This window comes from Agrococcus citreus (assembly GCF_039527715.1).
GTDB classification, from domain to species: Bacteria; Actinomycetota; Actinomycetes; order Actinomycetales; family Microbacteriaceae; genus Agrococcus; species Agrococcus citreus.
In genome coordinates this window covers 706,506-722,643 of sequence record NZ_BAAAKK010000005.1, presented here as the reverse complement: position 1 = coordinate 722,643, position 16,138 = coordinate 706,506, and the positions used below count along the sequence as shown (strand labels likewise).

The window sequence follows — 16,138 nt, the reverse complement described above, 5'->3', positions numbered from 1 at the left end:
GGGTCCCGGCGCCCGGCAGGTCACGGCACCGGGCCGACCCCCGGCACGAGCGCGAGGTACCGCTCGGTCATCACGAGCAGCACGACATCCGCGTCGATCTCGGCCGCGAGCGCGCGCACGTCCGGCATGTCGGCGGGCCGGTCGAGCGCGTGCTCGACCTGCATCGTCTCGGCGAAGGTCGCGTGCAGCGGCGGGCCGAGGGCGTTGCCGGTCGAGTCCCGCAGCACGAGGGCGACGTGATCGGTCGCGGCGCCGTCGGTGCGGGTCGTCGCGGGCAGCTGCAGCATGTCGAGCTGCGCGTTCGCGTCGAGCTGCTCGGTGGTGCCGTCCGCGAGCGAGACCTCCATCGGCGGGACGGGCTCGGCGTAGGTCGGCACCGTCCAGTCGGGGCCGGGCTCCCCCGTCCAGCCGGCACCCCCGTACTCGCTGTGATCGGTCGTGCGCGTGACGCCCTCGACCTCGGGAGCCGTGACATCCGCGAGCGAGGGCGAGACCTCGCGCATGCAGTCGGCGAGCGCCTCGAACGCGACCTGCGCGCCGTAGTCGGTCCAGTGGCTGTTGAGCGGGCTGTAGAGGGGGTGCTCATCGTCGGCCGCCTCCATCGCGGCGCGCACGTCGACGATCGGCAGCTCCGGATGCGCTGCGAGCAGCTGGTCGAGCACGGTCGGTCCGAGCAGTCCCTCCGTCCACGCCGGCAGCGCCTCGGGCACCGTCTCCCACTTCGCCGGGGCCACGAGCACGAGCAGCTCCCGGCCGTCGGCGTCGAGCTCTGCCCGCAGGTTCGCGAGGTGGCCGTTCCATGCTGCCACGCGGTCGTCGGTCAGCTCGAAGCGACCGAGCGCCTGCGAGATGTTCTCGGAGTGCGGCTCGCCGAGCAGCAGGTGCCCGCCCTGGCCCTCGACGAAGTAGCCCTGCAGCCCAGCGGCGTGCTGCTGGAAGGCCGCCTCGGCGGCGGCGGGGTCGGCGTCCCAGGGGTCGGCGGCACCCTCGCGCTCGAAGGCGGGCGAGCAGGACTCGGGCAGCGGCTCCCCCGGCGGCGCGGTCGGGCTCGGCAGCGCGACCCCGTACGGGTGCGCGGCCTTCCAGACGTAGCCGCCGACGAGCGCGACCGCGGCGGCGAGGAACAGCACGATGAGCGGCACGAGGCGGAGCCGCGACCAGTGGGACGGCCGCACCTCCTGGTCGGGCGGCAGCTCGCGCAGCGCGCTCACGACGAGGCCTCGGCGCGCATGCGGGCCGCGCGCGGCGTCGACGAGAACCGCGGGTCGACGAGCCCATCGGCGAGCCGGTTCCACGCCGGATCGACCCACCGGTCGAGCAGCGACCGCAACCATCGCGGCGTCCAGTTCTTGAGGCTCATCGCCGGCTTCTCGATCAGGTGCCACGAGCCGAAGGCGAACACGTGCACGACCGCGACGATCACGAGGTGGTAGACGAACCAGCCGAGGTTGTGGAGCCCCGCGGCCGCGCCGACCTGCATGAGCGGCCAGGCGAAGATGTACACGCCGTAGCTGAGGTCGCCGTGCTTCTCCCAGTGCTGCAGCTTCGTCGCGCGCACGGCGAACCACATGAGGAAGTACGAGAAGGCGTGCATGCCCCAGATGTTCCAGCCGCCGAAGGCGTACGCGGCGATCGCGAGGCCGAGCGCGCCGAGGGCGAGCCGGTCGTCGATCGGGATCACGTGCTGCCAGATCGCGAAGAGCATCCCGAACGCGAACGGCCCGAGGAACATGAGCATGAACGGGTCGGCGAAGATCGGGAACCACGCGGCCACGTCGCCGGCGCCCGACCACTGGAGCGCGTTCAGCAGCAGGATGATCGTGGCGAACGCCGTCGTCAGCCAGCGGTAGGCGAGCACGCCGACGAGCCCGAGCAGGCCGACGATGATGTACGCGAAGAACTCGTACTGCAGGGTCCAGGCGGAGCCGTTCCAGTCGTAGCCGCCGTGGAGCTGCGCGTACGGCAGCGTCGACCCGGCCTCGGCGATGTTCCGCTGGCCGAGCATGAGCCAGACGTTCGACAGGAAGTACGTGAACGGCGACTGGGTCGGCGCATCCCAGTACCCGTCGATCGACCCGGTCTCGAGCACCCACGCGACCGGCCCGAACAGGAACGCGGTCGCGAGCAGCGCCGCCCAGAAGGCCGGGAAGATGCGCATCGCCCGACGCCACATGTAGCGGAAGATCGTCGATCGGCCCATGCGCGAGAGCGTGATGAGGAAGCCGGAGAAGAAGAAGAACCCGGCGACGGCGACGCCGCCGAGCGACTGCTCGTCGGAGATCTGCGAGCCGAGGTCGTGCCCGCCGTAGAAGCCGCCGAGGGGTCCCGCGTGGCTGAAGATGACGGCGAACGCGAGCAGCCACCGGAGGAAGCCGATGCTGTTGCCGCGAGGGTCGAACGACTCCTTGAGGGTCGTGGCGGTCACCTGCCGAGCACCCGTCGAGCGCCGCGGCGGGCCACGCGGGCGGCGCGCAGCGGCACGAGCAGCGCGCGCGCCGTGCTCGGGCTCGCGTCGGCGATCGCGCGCTTGATCCCGGCGATGCCGTTCGAGCCGCGCACGTGCGCCTGCACCCACGCGATCTGCTCGCTCGGCCAGCCCGGCACGCCCTCCGACATCGCGTCGAGCTTGTACTCGAGCCGCGAGTGGCTGACCGCCGCGTTGCGCGTCGTCATCACCGTGCGCACCTCGAAGCCCGCGCCGAGCACCGCGTAGGCGAAGAGCCGCTCGAGCGTGTGCGGGAGGCCGCCGTCCTCGTAGCCGGCCTCGGTCGGGAAGTCCTCCCACGAGAAGCCGGCGTCGACGAGCAGCCGCAGCGCCTCCGGGCGGGCGATGAACATCGAGCCGTACGCGGCGAGCGGGCTGCGGTCGTCGATCGGCACCGCGATGCCGAGCTGCGCGGCGAGGCGCGCGGCGGGCTCGCGGTTGGCGAACCAGCCGCGGCCCATGGTCGGGAAGCCCGAGTGGATCATGGGCGGGAACACCATGCCGAGGCCGGGCCGCTCGACGAACAGCCGCAGCAGGTTGCGCACGTAGCCCGGCGAGCCGAGCAGGTTCTCGAACAGGTGCGCCTTGAAGTGGGCGGCGGGGCTCGCGCCGTTCTGCGGGCTCCGCTTGGAGTGGAGCTTGACGATGAGATCGAACCGGTCGGAGCGCAGCACGTCGCCGCAGCCGAGCAGGAAGGCCGAGACGTCGCGCCCGCGGTTCGAGTCGACGACGCGCACCTCGTCGCCCGAGCGGCCCGCTGCCTCCAGCGCCGCCTCGAGCCGCTCGCGCTTCTCGTCGGTGTCGGTCGTCGCGATGAGCGTCCAGCCCGCAGGGAGCCTGCTCGCCTGCAGCAGGATCTCGTCGAGCATGTCGTCGTAGTAGAGGTGCGCGAGCACGCCGATGCGCAGGCCAGAGACGTCGGCGTCACCGGTGTCGACATCCGGCATGATCTCGAGCGTCGCGAGGTTCGTCGCGAGGTCGCGCGGCTTCGACGTGCGCGCCATGTCGCGGTAGACGAGCTCCATCGGGTAGCCCGCGGCGACCATCCGGTCCTCGACGTCGCGCGGCATGACCGCGAGCCCGTCGTGGTAGAGCGGGTCGTGGAAGAACAGGCGCCGCTTCACGATCGGCAGGCCGTCGTCGATCATCTGCGTCGGCACGTCGAAGACCGGGTGCTGGGCGCCGTAGTCGGAGGCGGGGAACGCCGTCGCCGAGCCGAAGCCGCGCGCCTCGAACCAGCTCGTGAAGCGCGACTCGTGCTGGGTGATCGACGCCTCGTACGAGTCGATCACCGGCATCGTCGACCAGTACTCGCGCCAGGCGTCGCTCGTGACCATGCGCCGGCGCACGGCGATCCAGTGCGACTGGATGTGCCGCGGCATGACGCCGGTGCCGGTGTACGGATGCGGTCGCACCTCCGCGTGGTCGGTGACGCCCCAGAAGTCGACGTCGGTCGCGTCCATCCGGGCGAAGAGCTCGTCGTACGAGCCGATGGGCCCGTAGAACGTGTAGTTCATGAGCACGATCTCGTCGAAGTCGGCGAGCCGGTCGGCGTTCCGCTCGAGGATGTCGCGGTACGCGCCGACGTCGAAGCCGGTGTTCTCGCGCTCCCACACGCTGTCGGCGACCTGCTCGAGCGCGACGCGGCTCTCGGTCGTGAGGGCGGAGTTCGAGACGATCGCGATCTCGTCGGCGTGCGGGCGCAGCGCGCGCAGATGGTGGGTCACGTGCTCGCCGACGAGGCCGTCGGGGTCGTAGACCAGGAAGAACACCGCTCGGCGCATGAAGGGGACCTCGCTCACCGGCGCGAATCGCTCGCGCCGCCCTCCAGGGTACCGACCGCCCGGAACCCCACCGACTAGGCTTGACGGGCCCGCGGGACCCGCTCGAGCGGGCCGCGTGGGCCACGTCGCTGGCCGGACAACTGGGGGTGCCGTGCAGGATCGACCGCTGGTCGTCGTGCTGCTCGCGACCCACAACGGCGCAGCCTTCCTCGGCGAGCAGCTCGACTCGATCCTCGCGCAGCGCGACGTCGACGTGCGGATCGTCGTCTCCGACGACGGATCGACCGACGCGACGCCGGCGCTCCTCGCGGGCTACGCCGCCGATCCGCGCATCGAGCTGCTGCCGGCCGGCGCCTACGGCTCCGCGCACGCGAACTTCCTGCGGCTCATCCGCGACGCCCCCGTCGAGGGCGCGGCGGCGATCGCCTTCTCCGACCAGGACGACGTCTGGAACGACGAGCGGCTCGCGAAGCAGCTAGAGCAGCTCGAGACCGCGGACGCGGTGAGCGCGAACGTCATCGCGGTCTTCGAGGACCGCCGCGTGCTGCTCGACAAGGCCCAGCCGCAGCGCGAGCTCGACTTCGTGCTCGAGAGCGCCGGTCCCGGCTGCACGTTCGTGCTCTCCCCCGCCGCGTTCGAGCTCGTGCGGCACGTCGTGCGCACCGACCCGGAGGCCGGGGCCGCGCCGATGCACGACTGGCTCGTCTACGCCGTCGTGCGCGCGGCGGGCATGCGCTGGCACATCGACCCTGCCCCCGTGATCGACTACCGCCAGCACGCCTCGAACGTGACCGGCGCGAACGTCGGCTGGCGCCAGGCCCGCACGCGGCTGCAGCGGATGCGGTCCGGCGGCTTCCGCAGGCAGGCCGCGGTCGTCGCGCGCATCGCGTCGCGCGTCGCCGAGGGCGACGCCCGCGCGCGGCTCGTCGCGCTCGCGGCGCTGCTCGAGCGCGATGACGCCCGCGCGCGCCTCACCCTCCTGCGCGGCGTCGGCAGCCTGCGGCGACGCGCGTCCGAGCGCGTCGCGCTCGCGGGCATGCTGCTGCTCGGCGTCTGGTGAGCCGCTCCGCCGCCCCGCGCTGGGACCGTGGAGCTGCGCGCGTCAGCGCTGGGCGCGGGAGCGCTCCAGCAGCCGCACGAGGTAGCGGCCGTACCCGCTCTTCACGAGCGGCTGCGCGAGCTGCTCGAGCTGCGCGTCGTCGATCCACCCGGCACGCCAGGCGATCTCCTCGATGCATCCGATCTTGAAGCCCTGACGGTCCTCGATGACCCGCACATACTCGCTCGCCTGCATCATCGACTCGAAGGTGCCGGTGTCGAGCCACGCGACGCCCCGGTCGAGCACCTGCACCTGCAGCTTGCCCGCCTCGAGGTAGCGCTCGTTGACCGTCGAGATCTCGAGCTCGCCGCGAGCCGACGGCTCGATCGTCTTCGCGATCTCGATCACGTCGTTGTCGTAGAAGTAGAGGCCCGGCACGGCGTAGTCGCTCTTCGGCTGCACCGGCTTCTCCTCGATGGAGAGCGCCTTGAAGTCGTCGTCGAACTCGACCACGCCGTAGGCGGTCGGGTCGGCCACCTGGTAGGCGAAGATGACGCCGCCGTCGACCTCGTTGTGCGTGCGCAGGCTCGAGCCGAGGCCCGTGCCGTGGAAGATGTTGTCGCCGAGCACGAGCGCGACCGAGTCGTCGGCGATGAACTCCTCGCCGATGATGAACGCCTGCGCGAGGCCGTCGGGCGAGGGCTGGACGGCGTACTGGATGTCCATGCCGAGGCCAGATCCGTCGCCGAGCAGCGCCTTGAACTGGTCGTGGTACTCGGGCGTCGTGATCACGAGCACCTCGCGGATGCCGGCCATCATGAGCGTCGACAGCGGGTAGTAGACCATCGGCTTGTCGTAGATGGGCATCAGCTGCTTGGAGATGCCCTTCGTGATCGGCCACAGCCTCGTGCCCGAGCCGCCAGCCAGGATGATGCCGCGCACGTGCCCTGCCCCTCTGCGACCACCCGGCCGCGTCCGAGCGAGTCTAACCCGCGAGCTCGCGGGCGATCCGTCGACCGCTCAGCCGCAGCGCGCGTACGCGGCGGTCGCCTGGCCGAGGGTCGGCTCGCCGCCGAGCAGGATGACCCGGTCGGGCCGCAGCTCGAGGAGCGCGTCGAGCGTCGCGCCCGGCATGCAGTCGCGCCGGGCGAGGAGCATCGGCACGCCCTCCGCACCGGCCGCCGCGGCGCCGGCGAGCGCGTCGGCGTAGGTCTCGCCGCTCGCGATGTAGACGGTGTCGACGGGCGGGAACAGCGCGGTCAGCAGCGCGGCCGTCTCGAACCGATCGGCTCCCGCGAACCGCTCGACCTCCGCGCCCGGCGGGATGCCGAGGAACGTGCCGTTGCCGAGCGCATCCTCACCGCCCAGCAGGGCGACGTAGTCGGGGTCGATGTGCTGGAGCGCATCCCACGGCATCGACGGGGGCTCGATCCTGCCGCCGTCGCTCAGCAGCATCGGGGCATCCAGCAGCGCCGCCGCCGGCCCGCCGGCGAGCCCGTCGGGGAAGCGGAAGGCGTTGGTCAGGAACGCCGCGGACGTCTCCGCATCGGGGTAGACCCGCTGCCAGAGGAAGGAGTTCGTGTCGAAGCGGCCGCCGCCCTGCACCCGGACGACCTCGCGGGTGGGATCGAGCTCCCGCACCGCGTCCTCCGCCGCGATCGAGACGCTCGGCCAGCTGCCGACGATCACGACCGTCGACGGGTCGAGCCGCTGGATCTCGGCGGCCGTCGCCGGCGCCAGGCTCGCTCCCGGCGTCAGGAGCACGGGGCCGCCCTCCTCCGCGGCGGCGGGGCCCGCCATGATGCCGTCGACGAACCCCTCGCCGGTGACGAGGTAGGCGATGTCTGCGCCGTCGGGGAAGACGTGCTCCGAGACGCGCGCGGCGGTCTGGTAGCGGTCCGGAGCGGCCAGCCGCTCCGTCGCGGGCAGCGCGGCCATCGCGTCGGCCGCCGGCGGCGCCGCTGCGAGCGCGGACGCGAGCACCGCGACCGCGAGCACCGCGCCTGCGACCGCTCTCCCTCGACGCGGGTGGGATGGGCTGTGGGATGTCGAGCGGTCGAGCACGGCGAACCTCCTCGTCGAGATCCTGCGCGCATCGTAGCGTTCTTGGACGGCGTCCGGAATCCCCGGATCAGCCCTCGCGCGCCGCCTTGAGCGCCGCGAAGTCGGCGCAGATGCGGGCGACGTCCGCGGGCTCGAGCGACTGCGCGAGCTGCTCGTCGTTGGCCCGTCCCGCGACGTTGAGCTGGTAGAGCCCGGTCGCCTGCGTCGCGGGCACGAAGGGGAAGTTGCGGGCCTGCTCCTCGACCTGCGCGGTGCGGATGCCCATGCCCACCGCGGTCGCGTTGATCCACACGTCGTCGGCGCGCGGAGCGCGCTCGAGGAAGGCCTCGCCGCGCTCGCGCAGCCGGTCGAGCAGCGCTGGCGGCAGGATCTGCCCCGAGACGCCGGTGCCGAAGTGGGCGAAGCTCGGCGACGTCCCCGAGGCCGGCATCCACAGGTGGTACGGCCAGACCGCGCCGTCGGAGCACTGCATCTCGTGCACCCGGAAGCCGTGCACGAGCTCAGGCCGCGCGCGGTGCGCCTCGACGAGCACGCGCAGCCACCGCCGCGGGTAGATCATGTCGTCGTCGGCGACCGTGAGCGGCAGCTCGTGCGAGGCCGTCGCCGCGACGTGCGGCCAGTACTTCGCGTGCACGCGCAGCCCCGGCTTCGCGGGCAGGATCTCGAGCCCGCGCCGCTGCAGCCGGCGCAGCGGACCGGGCAGCGGTGCGGCGAGCTCCGCCTCGTCGAGGAACAGCACGAGCCGCCGCGGCAGCCGCTCCCCGCGCGCGATCGACTCGAGGGCGACCCAGACGAGCCGGATGCGCGGGCCGTGCGTCGTCATCGAGACGACGGCCTCGCCGCGCGGGTCGACGACGCGCCGCCTCGAGGTCGCGTTGGCGACGCGGAGGCCGGCGATCTCGCGCAGCAGCTCGGGGCTCGGGCGATCGTCCTGCGCGGCCGACGGATGCTCCTCGAGCGGCACGCCGATCGCCCGGGCGGCCACGCGCCGAGCGCTCGATCGCACCCGCGCACGGGCGCCGCGGAGGAGCGGTTGCAGCATGCGACCACGATATCCATGCCATGTCCGGCACTTGACAACGCTGAGAACCAGCCGAGAGAGTTGCCGGGTTGCCCGCCCCCCGCGTGTCACGAACGAGGAGAGCCCATCGTGCGCTACGCACTTGCCACCGTCGCCATGCTCGGCGTCATCGCGTCGACGCTGCTGGGCCCCGCCCCCGCCGCAGAGGCCGCGACCGCTCGCCTCGACGGCGACGACCGCTTCCAGACGAGCGTGCTCGCCTCGCAGCGACTCCCCGCGGGACGCGCGGTCTTCCTCGCATCCGGCACCGCCTTCCCCGACGCCCTCGCCGCAGCGCCGGTCGCGGCGGCGGAGGGCGCGCACCTCCTGCTCGTGCGCCCCGAGGGCATCCCACAGGTCGTCGCCGACGAGATCCAGCGGCTCGCGCCGAGCGAGGTCGTGCTCGTCGGCGCGGAGGCATCGCTCTCGGCAGCCGTCGCGCAGCAGGCGGCCGCGCCCGGGCGCACCGTCACCCGCATCGGCGGCACCGACCGCGTCGAGACCTCCATGCTCCTGCTCGACCGGATGCGCACCATGGGCTCGACGGTCACCGACGTCTGGGTCGCGAGCGGCAACGGCTTCCCCGACGCGCTCGCCGCGGGCGCCGTCGCCGCGAGGGAGGGCCACGCGCTCGTCCTCACGCAGGGCGCGAGCGCGTCGTTCGCGCAGCGCATCGCCGCCCGCGTCGCGGGCGTCCAGCGCTTCCACATCCCCGGCAGCACCACGAGCGTCGGCGCCGACGTCGAGGCGGTGCTCGCGGGCACCGGCCGCACGGTCGCGCGCTTCCCTGGCGCCGATCGCTACGAGACCGCCGTGCAGATTAACCGCGCGTTCACGCCCGCCGGCAGCGGCGGCCAGCTCGTGCTCACGAGCGGCGCGGACTTCCCCGACGGGCTCGTCGGTGCCGTCTATGCCGGCATCCGCGGCGAGGCGCTCTACCTCACCGACCCGAGCTGCGCGACGAGCGGCTCGGTCGCCGCGGAGCAGCGCCGCGTCGGCACCACCGGCACGATGGTGCTCGGCGGCGTCAGCACCGTCTCGCCCGTGGCTGCCGAGCTCGTGCCGTGCGCGGCCGTCAACGCATCCGTCGACGATCTGCTCGAGCGCATCAACGCGGAGCGCGCGCTCGTCGGCCGCCAGGCGCTCGCGATCGACCCCTGCCTCTCGCGGATGGCGGGCGGCTGGGCGTCTGCCATGGCCGCCGGCAGCCTCGCCGGCAGCGCGCACAACCCGTCGCTCACCCCCGAGGCGCGCGCGTGCGCCGTCAAGGGCTGGGGCGAGAACGTCGGCCGCACCGTGGGCACGAACCCCGACACCGCCAGGATGATGACGACGTGGATGAACTCCGAGGGGCACCGCCTCAACATCCAGCGCGCGAGCTTCACCCACATCGGCATCGGCATCGACCGCGGGCCGAACGGCTCCTGGTACTACGTGCTCGACTTCGGCACGCGCTGATCCCGGGCTCCGGCCGCGACGACTAGACTCGGCCGGACGTGACCCAGACCGTTAGGCCAGCCTCCTCGTGAAGATCCTCCTGACCGGCGGCGCCGGCTTCATCGGCTCCAACTTCGTGCGGATGGCGCTCGAGGACCGCCTGCCCGGGCTCGAGGGCGCATCCATCACGGTGCTCGACGCCCTCACCTACTCGGGCAACCCGGCCAACCTGCTCTCCGTCGCGGGCCACCCGCACTACGCGTTCGTGCACGGCGACATCCGCGACATCGGGCTCCTCGACCGCATCATGCCGGGCATCGACGCCGTCGTGCACCTCGCGGCCGAGAGCCACGTCGACCGCTCGGTGCGCGACGCATCCGTCTTCGTCGAGACGAACGTCGTCGGCACGCAGCGGCTGCTCGACGCGGCGCTGCGGCACGACGTGCGCCGCTTCGTGCACGTCTCCACCGACGAGGTCTACGGCTCGATCGACGAGGGCTCGTGGGACGAGCAGAGCCCGCTCGAGCCGAACAGCCCGTACTCGGCGTCGAAGGCGGGCAGCGACCTGCTCGCGCGCTCGTACCACCGCACCCACGGCCTCGACGTGCGCATCACGCGCTGCTCGAACAACTACGGGCCCTTCCACTTCCCCGAGAAGCTCGTGCCGCTGTTCGTCACGAACCTCATCGACGGGCTCGACGTGCCGCTCTACGGCGACGGCGAGCACGTGCGCGACTGGCTGCACGTCGACGACCACTGCCGCGGCATCGCGCTCGTGCTCACCGGCGGGCGGCCCGGCGAGGTCTACAACATCGGCGGCGGCACCGAGCTGACGAACCGCAGGCTCACCGAGCTGCTGCTCGAGGCGACCGGTCGCGACTGGTCGTCGGTGCGGCAGGCCGAGGACCGCTTGGGCCACGACCGCCGCTACTCCGTCGACATCGCGAAGATCCAGGGCGAGCTCGGCTACGCGCCGCAGGTGCCGTTCGAGCAGGGCATCGCCGACGTCGTGCAGTGGTACCGCGACCACCGCAGCTGGTGGGAGCCGCTCAAGGAGCGGGCGGCACTGTGACGGGCGTGCTCACGGTCGTGCTCGACGAGGTCGGCGAGCGCAGCCCCACCCCGGTCGGCCGCTACTCCGCCGCGCTCACCCACGCGCTCACGGCGAGCGCCCCCTCGGGCTTCGACGTCACCGCGCTCTCGGCCAAGGTGAGCGACAGCCGGCAGGCGCGCATCCGCGACCTGCTGCCCGGCCTCGCCGAGCTGCGCCAGACCGCCGTGTCGGCGCGCGAGCTGCGCCAGGCGTGGCTCCACTCGCTCACGACGCTGCCCGTGCACGGGCTCGTCCACGCGACGAGCCTGCTCGCGCCGCTCGTGCGCGAGCCGGAGCCCGGCGACCAGGTGACCGTCACCGTGCACGGCCTGCAGTCGCTCTCCGACCGCTCCGAGCGCAAGCAGCGCTGGTTCGACCGCGCGCTGCGGCGGGCGCTGCTGCGCGCCGACGGCATCGTCGTGCCCACCACCGCGGTGGCCGAGGACCTCCAGCTGCTCCACGACGTCGGCGACCGCGTGCGCGTCGTGCACCCCGCTCCCGTCGCGGCGTTCTCGCTGCCGGCCGACGAGGGCGCCGCGAGCACGCTCTCGCTGCCCGACGAGTACGTGCTCGCGACGACCGCGCCCGGGGCGCGGGCGCAGGCCGAGGCGCTCATCGAGACGGTCGCGAGCGCATCCATGCCGGATGTCCGGGTCGTCGTGGCCGGACCCGTGCAGTGGGGCGAGGCGACGCTCGCCGCGATGGCGGTCGAGGCGGGGCTGCGCCCCGGTCGGCTCGTCATGCTCGGCGACCTCGACGAGACCGACCTCGCCGTCGCCCACCGCCGCTCGCTCGCGCACCTGCACGTCGCCGAGACCGACGCGCTCGGCCTCAGCCTGCTCGACGCCGCCGCGCTCGGCTCGGTGACCGTGCACCCGGGCACGCGCTCGCTGCGAGAGATCGCCGGCGGCGCGAGCGTGCCGGTCGAGGGCGGACCGCACGAGCTCGCCGCCGCGCTCGCAGGGCTGCTCGCCGACGACGAGGAGCGCGCGCAGCTGGGCCTCCACGCGCAGGACCGCGCTCGCGCCTTCACGTGGGAGGCCGCCGCGCAGCAGGTGTGGCGGCTGCACGCGGAGCTGTGAGCGTGCGGGTCTCGGTCGCGCTCTGCACCCACCAGGGCGAGCGCTGGATCGAGGAGCAGCTGCGCAGCATCCTCGCCCAGTCGGTGCCCGTGGCCGAGATCGTCGTCGGCGACGACGCCTCGACCGACCGCACGCTCGAGATCGTGCGCGCCGTCGCCTCCGAGACCGACGTGCCCGTGCGCATCCGCGAGCACGAGGTCGCGCTCGGCGTCGCGGCCAACTTCGCCGACGCGATCGCCGCGACGACGGGCGACGTCGTCGCGCTCTCGGACCAGGACGACGTCTGGCACCCCGATCGGCTCGAGCGGCTGCTGCCGCACCTCGACGGCGTCGCGCTCGTGCACTCCGACGCGCGGCTCGTCGACGCCGACGGGCGGCCGCTCGGCGCGACGCTCGCCGACTCGCTCGAGATGAGCGCGTGGGAGCGCGCCGCGATGACCGACGGCCGTGCGCTCGAGGCGCTGCTGCGCCGCAACCTCGTCACCGGCGCGACCGCGATCGTGCGGCGCGACGCCGCGCTCGCCGCGCTGCCGGTGCCGGTGGGCTGGATCCACGACGAGTGGATCGCGATGTGCGCCGCGCTCGGCGACGGCGTGCGGTTCGTGCCCGAGCAGACCATCGACTACCGCCAGCACGGCGGCAACCAGATCGGCGTGCAGCGGCTCGGGCTCGGCGACAAGGTGCGACGGGTGCTCGAGGCCGACTCGGGCAAGCACGCGCTCAAGGCCGAGCGCGCGACGTCGCTCGCCACCGAGGCCGCCCGCCGCGGGCTCGCGACCGGCGCGGCGCTCGACGCGCTCGTCGAGAAGGCGCGCCACGAGCGGGACCGCGCGCGGCTCCCCCGCCCGCGGCTGCTGCGCGTGCCGCGCGTGCTCCGCGGCATCGCCGCGGGGCGCTATCGCCGCTACTCGCGCGGCGCGATCGACATCGCCCGCGACCTGCTCGAGGGGCACGGCACGGCCTGAGCCGCGCGGCTACGGCTGCGGCGACTCGGTCGGCGGCTCGAGCGCGGCCGCCTCCGCGAGCGCCGCCTGCACCATGGCGTGGATCTGCTCGAAGTCGGGGTCGCCGGTGTTGACGCCCGAGTCCGGCACGAGCTCGAGGTTCGTGATGGGCAGCTGCCTCGTCTGCAGCGCGAGCTGCGACAGCCCGCCGATCATCGACTGCGGCACATCCGTCTGCACCATGTCCTGGCCCGCGCTCGAGAGCTCGGAGTACTTCGTCAGCAGCGTCTCGGGCGTGAACTGCGAGATGACCGCCTCCTGGACCTGCCGCTGCCGCTCCATGCGCGCGTAGTCGGAGGAGCCGGCGCGGCTGCGGGCGTACCAGAGCGCGTGGTAGCCGTCCATGCGCTGCACGCCCGGCTCGATCCACTCCTCGACCGGACCGCCCTCGATCGCGATCGGCACGCGGTTCGTCACCTCGAGCTCGACGCCGCCCAGCGCATCCACGAGGTCGGAGAAGCCGTGCATGTCGACGAGCACGAAGAACTGCAGCTCGAGTCCCGTCACGCCCTCGACCGCATCCCTCGTCGCCTCGATGCCGGGGCTCGAGCCGTTCGCGACCGCGTCGGGGTAGAGCTCGGGGTGCGCCTCGCCGTAGGTGTAGGTGCCGTTGAGGTAGCAGTCGCTCGACTCGCAGTCGAAGCCGTTCGGGTACGGCCCCCACATGGGCGAGCCGGCCGAGAAGGGCGCGTTGCGCATGTTGCGCGGCACGCCGATCATCGTCGCGGCGCCGGAGTCGGCGTCGACCGTCACGACCGTCATGGAGTCGGCGCGCAGCCCCTGTCGGTCCTCGCCGGCATCGCCGCCGAGCAGCAGGAACGTGTAGCGCCCGTCGATCGGGTCGACCGCAGGTCGCGCGAAGTCGAACAGGCCCGAGACGAGGCCGCGCGACGCGTCGACGAGCGTCGCGCCGTAGCCCGCCAGCGCGGCCGGGGCGACGGTGAGCAGGATCGAGAGCACCGCGATGCCCGCGCGCGCGCCGCCGCCGACCTTCGGCAGCCGGGCGAGCCGCAGCGTGTCGAAGCCGAGCACGAGCCAGAGGATCGCGTAGCCGATGAGCAGCGCCTCGATCACGAGCAGGCCGATCGAGTTCGCGACGAGGGTGAGCAGCACGCCGCGGGCCGCGAACCAGCCGATCGCGGCGAGCACGAGCAGCACGAGCAGCACGAGCGTCGCGCCGATCCCGAAGCGGCCGAGGCGGCGGCTGCCGGCGAGCACCTGCGCGCTGCCGGGCAGCAGGAAGCCGATCGCGACGAGCCACCAGCCGCGCCGCTGCATGACCTCGGGGCGTGCGGCCTCGGGATGGCGGATGGGTGTGCCGGCCTCCAGCAGCGTCATGCGCCTGCGTCCACGCGGTCGCGCAGCGCTCGCGCCTTGGCGTCGACCTGCTGCTCGAGGTCGGTCGCGAAGGAATCGAGGCGCTCGGCGACGGCGGTGTCCGTCGTGCCGAGGATGCGCGCGGCGAGGATGCCGGCGTTGCGCGCGCCGCCGATGGAGACGGTGGCGACCGGGATGCCCGCGGGCATCTGCACGATGGAGAGGAGGCTGTCGAGGCCGTCGAGGCGGTCGAGCGGTACGGGGACCCCGATGACGGGCAGGCGCGTCATCGACGCGACCATCCCGGGCAGGTGGGCGGCGCCGCCGGCGCCCGCGATGATGACGCGCACGCCGCGGTCGGCTGCGCCGCGCGCGAAGTCGACCATCTTCGCCGGGGTCCGGTGTGCGGACACGACGTCGACCTCGGAGGCGACGCCGAGCTCATCGAGGACGGCCTTCGCCGCCTCCATGACCCGCCAGTCGGAGTCCGAACCCATGATGATGCTGACCTGCGCAGGCATGCGCTCAAGGGTACGCGCGCCACCCACGTTCCTCCGACGCCTTGCCGCCCGCGGGGTGGTCACGACACGCCGCCTCCGCTCGCCAGGGTGGTCACGACACGCCGCGTGTGGTGGGGTTCGTGCGGCGTGTCGTGACCAGCCGCCTGCTGCGGCGGCGCGGGCTGGGAGCGGACGTTCTCCACCGGGGCGGTCGGATGCGCTGCGCGGGCTCGCACGCGCAGGGCACCATGCGCGCGTGGATCGCCCGAACCTGTTCCGAGTCGCAGACGCCCGTGCCTCCGGCATGCGCGCCAGGCAGCTGCGATCCCGCAGCCTCGTCATCCCCACTCGCGGCGTGCGGGCGCTGGGCGAGATCGTCGATGCCGAGACGCTCATGGCCGCCCTCGCGCTCGTCGCCCGCGACGACCACTTCTTCTCGCACACGAGTGCCGCGCGCATCCACGGCATGCCGCTGCCGTGGCTGCCGGGCGACGGCATCCACATCGCGGCGCCCACCGCCGGCAGCCGCATGCGACGTCCGGGGATGATCGCGCACCGGCTGCGCGCCGAGACCGTCGTCGTCGACGGGCTGCGCGTCGAGGCGCCGGTCGACGTCTTCGTCCACCTGGCCGCCATGCTCGACCACGCGTCGCTCGTCGCGATCGCCGACTGGCTGGTCTCCCATCAGCGCGGCGACGCCCGCGTGACACCGGAGGAGCTGCTCGAGCACTGCAGGCGGCGACGCGCGTCGCGCGGCAGCGCTGCCGCACGGCGCGCGGTGCTCGACTGCCGGGTAGGCGTCGAATCGCCGAAGGAGACGGAGTTCCGCCTCGTGCTCGGCGCGCTCGGCATCCGCACGACGGAGCTGAACCTCTCGATCTTCGACGAGCGCGGGACGTTCCTCATGCGACCGGATGGCGGCTGGCCCGAGCTGCGGTGCGCGTGGGAGTACGACGGCGAGCAGCACTTCACCGATCCGCGCCAGGCCGCTCGCGACCTCGACCGGCTCGAGGCGCCGGCCATGCTCGGCTGGCGGACGCGGCGCTTCGCGAAGCAGCACCTCCGCGGCAGGCGCGAGGCCATCGTCGCGTTCGCGGACGAGGTCCGCGAGCGCGCCCGGCTCGCGGCGCTCGCGCCCGTCGAGCGGCGCGGCTACTGGTCGACGTGCCTCGACCCCGGCACCCTGCGCCGCTGACCCTGCCCGCGCATCCGCGCCCCGCCTGCGCTCGCTCGCTCGCTCGGCCGCGCAGGGTGGTCACGACACGCCGTCCGG

The 16,138-nt window shown here is 73.3% G+C and carries 14 protein-coding genes; 6 read left to right on the top strand and 8 right to left on the bottom strand.

Annotated elements, in window-relative coordinates; translation table 11 throughout:
* Nucleotides 1-20: 20 nt before the first annotated feature.
* Genes ABD106_RS12345 through ABD106_RS12335 form a run of 3 tightly spaced genes read right to left on the bottom strand, consistent with a single transcriptional unit; the run spans nucleotide 21 to nucleotide 4,287 of the window.
* On the bottom strand, nucleotides 21-1,211 hold the full coding sequence (locus ABD106_RS12345) for an alginate O-acetyltransferase AlgX-related protein (RefSeq protein ID WP_343920770.1): 1,191 nt from the start codon (nucleotides 1,209-1,211) through the stop codon (nucleotides 21-23).
* Nucleotides 1,208-2,425 (bottom strand): acyltransferase family protein, encoded by a 1,218-nt coding sequence (locus ABD106_RS12340; protein WP_343920768.1) that lies wholly within the window; start codon nucleotides 2,423-2,425, stop codon nucleotides 1,208-1,210. Before ABD106_RS12340 ends, ABD106_RS12345 begins: the two co-directional genes overlap by 4 nt.
* Nucleotides 2,422-4,287 (bottom strand): rhamnan synthesis F family protein, encoded by a 1,866-nt coding sequence (locus tag ABD106_RS12335; protein ID WP_343920766.1) that lies wholly within the window; start codon nucleotides 4,285-4,287, stop codon nucleotides 2,422-2,424. Before ABD106_RS12335 ends, ABD106_RS12340 begins: the two co-directional genes overlap by 4 nt.
* Before the next feature lie 133 nt (nucleotides 4,288-4,420).
* On the opposite strand from ABD106_RS12335, the gene ABD106_RS12330 reads away from it, so the two are divergent.
* Complete coding sequence (locus ABD106_RS12330; RefSeq protein ID WP_343920764.1) at nucleotides 4,421-5,329, top strand: glycosyltransferase; 909 nt, start codon at nucleotides 4,421-4,423, stop codon at nucleotides 5,327-5,329.
* Nucleotides 5,330-5,371: 42 nt separating this feature from the next.
* On the opposite strand, the gene rfbA is transcribed toward ABD106_RS12330, so the two are convergent.
* The 3 genes from rfbA to ABD106_RS12315 form a co-directional block, all read right to left on the bottom strand.
* Nucleotides 5,372-6,250 carry a glucose-1-phosphate thymidylyltransferase RfbA gene (rfbA, locus tag ABD106_RS12325; RefSeq protein WP_343920762.1) on the bottom strand — a complete coding sequence of 293 codons (879 nt, stop codon included), beginning with the start codon at nucleotides 6,248-6,250 and terminating at the stop codon, nucleotides 5,372-5,374.
* A 78-nt stretch (nucleotides 6,251-6,328) separates the two neighbouring features.
* Nucleotides 6,329-7,372 carry a cell wall-binding repeat-containing protein gene (locus ABD106_RS12320; RefSeq protein ID WP_343920760.1) on the bottom strand — a complete coding sequence of 348 codons (1,044 nt, stop codon included), beginning with the start codon at nucleotides 7,370-7,372 and terminating at the stop codon, nucleotides 6,329-6,331.
* 67 nt (nucleotides 7,373-7,439) lie between these two features.
* The gene (locus ABD106_RS12315; protein ID WP_343920758.1) at nucleotides 7,440-8,414 is read right to left on the bottom strand and encodes a hypothetical protein; all 975 of its coding nucleotides are present in this window, start codon (nucleotides 8,412-8,414) and stop codon (nucleotides 7,440-7,442) included.
* 108 nt (nucleotides 8,415-8,522) lie between these two features.
* On the opposite strand from ABD106_RS12315, the gene ABD106_RS12310 reads away from it, so the two are divergent.
* The 4 genes from ABD106_RS12310 (at nucleotide 8,523) to ABD106_RS12295 (ending at nucleotide 13,009) form a co-directional block, all read left to right on the top strand.
* The gene (locus ABD106_RS12310; protein ID WP_343920756.1) at nucleotides 8,523-9,890 is read left to right on the top strand and encodes a cell wall-binding repeat-containing protein; all 1,368 of its coding nucleotides are present in this window, start codon (nucleotides 8,523-8,525) and stop codon (nucleotides 9,888-9,890) included.
* Between the two features lie 67 nt (nucleotides 9,891-9,957).
* Nucleotides 9,958-10,941, top strand: a complete 984-nt coding sequence (gene rfbB, locus ABD106_RS12305) for a dTDP-glucose 4,6-dehydratase (RefSeq protein WP_343920754.1) — start codon at nucleotides 9,958-9,960, stop codon at nucleotides 10,939-10,941.
* Complete coding sequence (locus ABD106_RS12300) at nucleotides 10,938-12,044, top strand: glycosyltransferase family protein (RefSeq protein WP_343920752.1); 1,107 nt, start codon at nucleotides 10,938-10,940, stop codon at nucleotides 12,042-12,044. Before rfbB ends, ABD106_RS12300 begins: the two co-directional genes overlap by 4 nt.
* A complete protein-coding gene (locus ABD106_RS12295; protein ID WP_343920750.1) occupies nucleotides 12,041-13,009 on the top strand; it encodes a glycosyltransferase family 2 protein in 969 nt (322 codons plus the stop codon). Before ABD106_RS12300 ends, ABD106_RS12295 begins: the two co-directional genes overlap by 4 nt.
* Nucleotides 13,010-13,018: 9 nt before the next feature.
* On the opposite strand, the gene ABD106_RS12290 is transcribed toward ABD106_RS12295, so the two are convergent.
* The gene (locus ABD106_RS12290) at nucleotides 13,019-14,386 is read right to left on the bottom strand and encodes an LCP family protein (RefSeq protein ID WP_343920748.1); all 1,368 of its coding nucleotides are present in this window, start codon (nucleotides 14,384-14,386) and stop codon (nucleotides 13,019-13,021) included.
* Nucleotides 14,383-14,886 (bottom strand): 5-(carboxyamino)imidazole ribonucleotide mutase, encoded by a 504-nt coding sequence (purE, locus tag ABD106_RS12285; protein WP_343920746.1) that lies wholly within the window; start codon nucleotides 14,884-14,886, stop codon nucleotides 14,383-14,385. The genes ABD106_RS12290 and purE overlap by 4 nt, the downstream gene beginning before the upstream one ends.
* A 235-nt stretch (nucleotides 14,887-15,121) precedes the next feature.
* Here purE and ABD106_RS12280 point away from each other — a divergent pair, with 235 nt between their 5' ends.
* Nucleotides 15,122-16,060: a hypothetical protein gene (locus ABD106_RS12280; protein WP_343920744.1), complete on the top strand. Its 939-nt coding sequence runs from the start codon at nucleotides 15,122-15,124 to the stop codon at nucleotides 16,058-16,060.
* Nucleotides 16,061-16,138: the final 78 nt, after the last annotated feature.

Excerpts from the sequence above, each read along its gene's own strand:
- ABD106_RS12315 (WP_343920758.1), bottom strand. The coding sequence starts at position 8,414 with ATGCTGCAACCGCTCCTCCGCGGCGCCCGTGCGCGGGTGCGATCGAGC.
- purE (WP_343920746.1), bottom strand. The coding sequence starts at position 14,886 with ATGCCTGCGCAGGTCAGCATCATCATGGGTTCGGACTCCGACTGGCGG.
- ABD106_RS12290 (WP_343920748.1), bottom strand. The coding sequence starts at position 14,386 with ATGACGCTGCTGGAGGCCGGCACACCCATCCGCCATCCCGAGGCCGCA.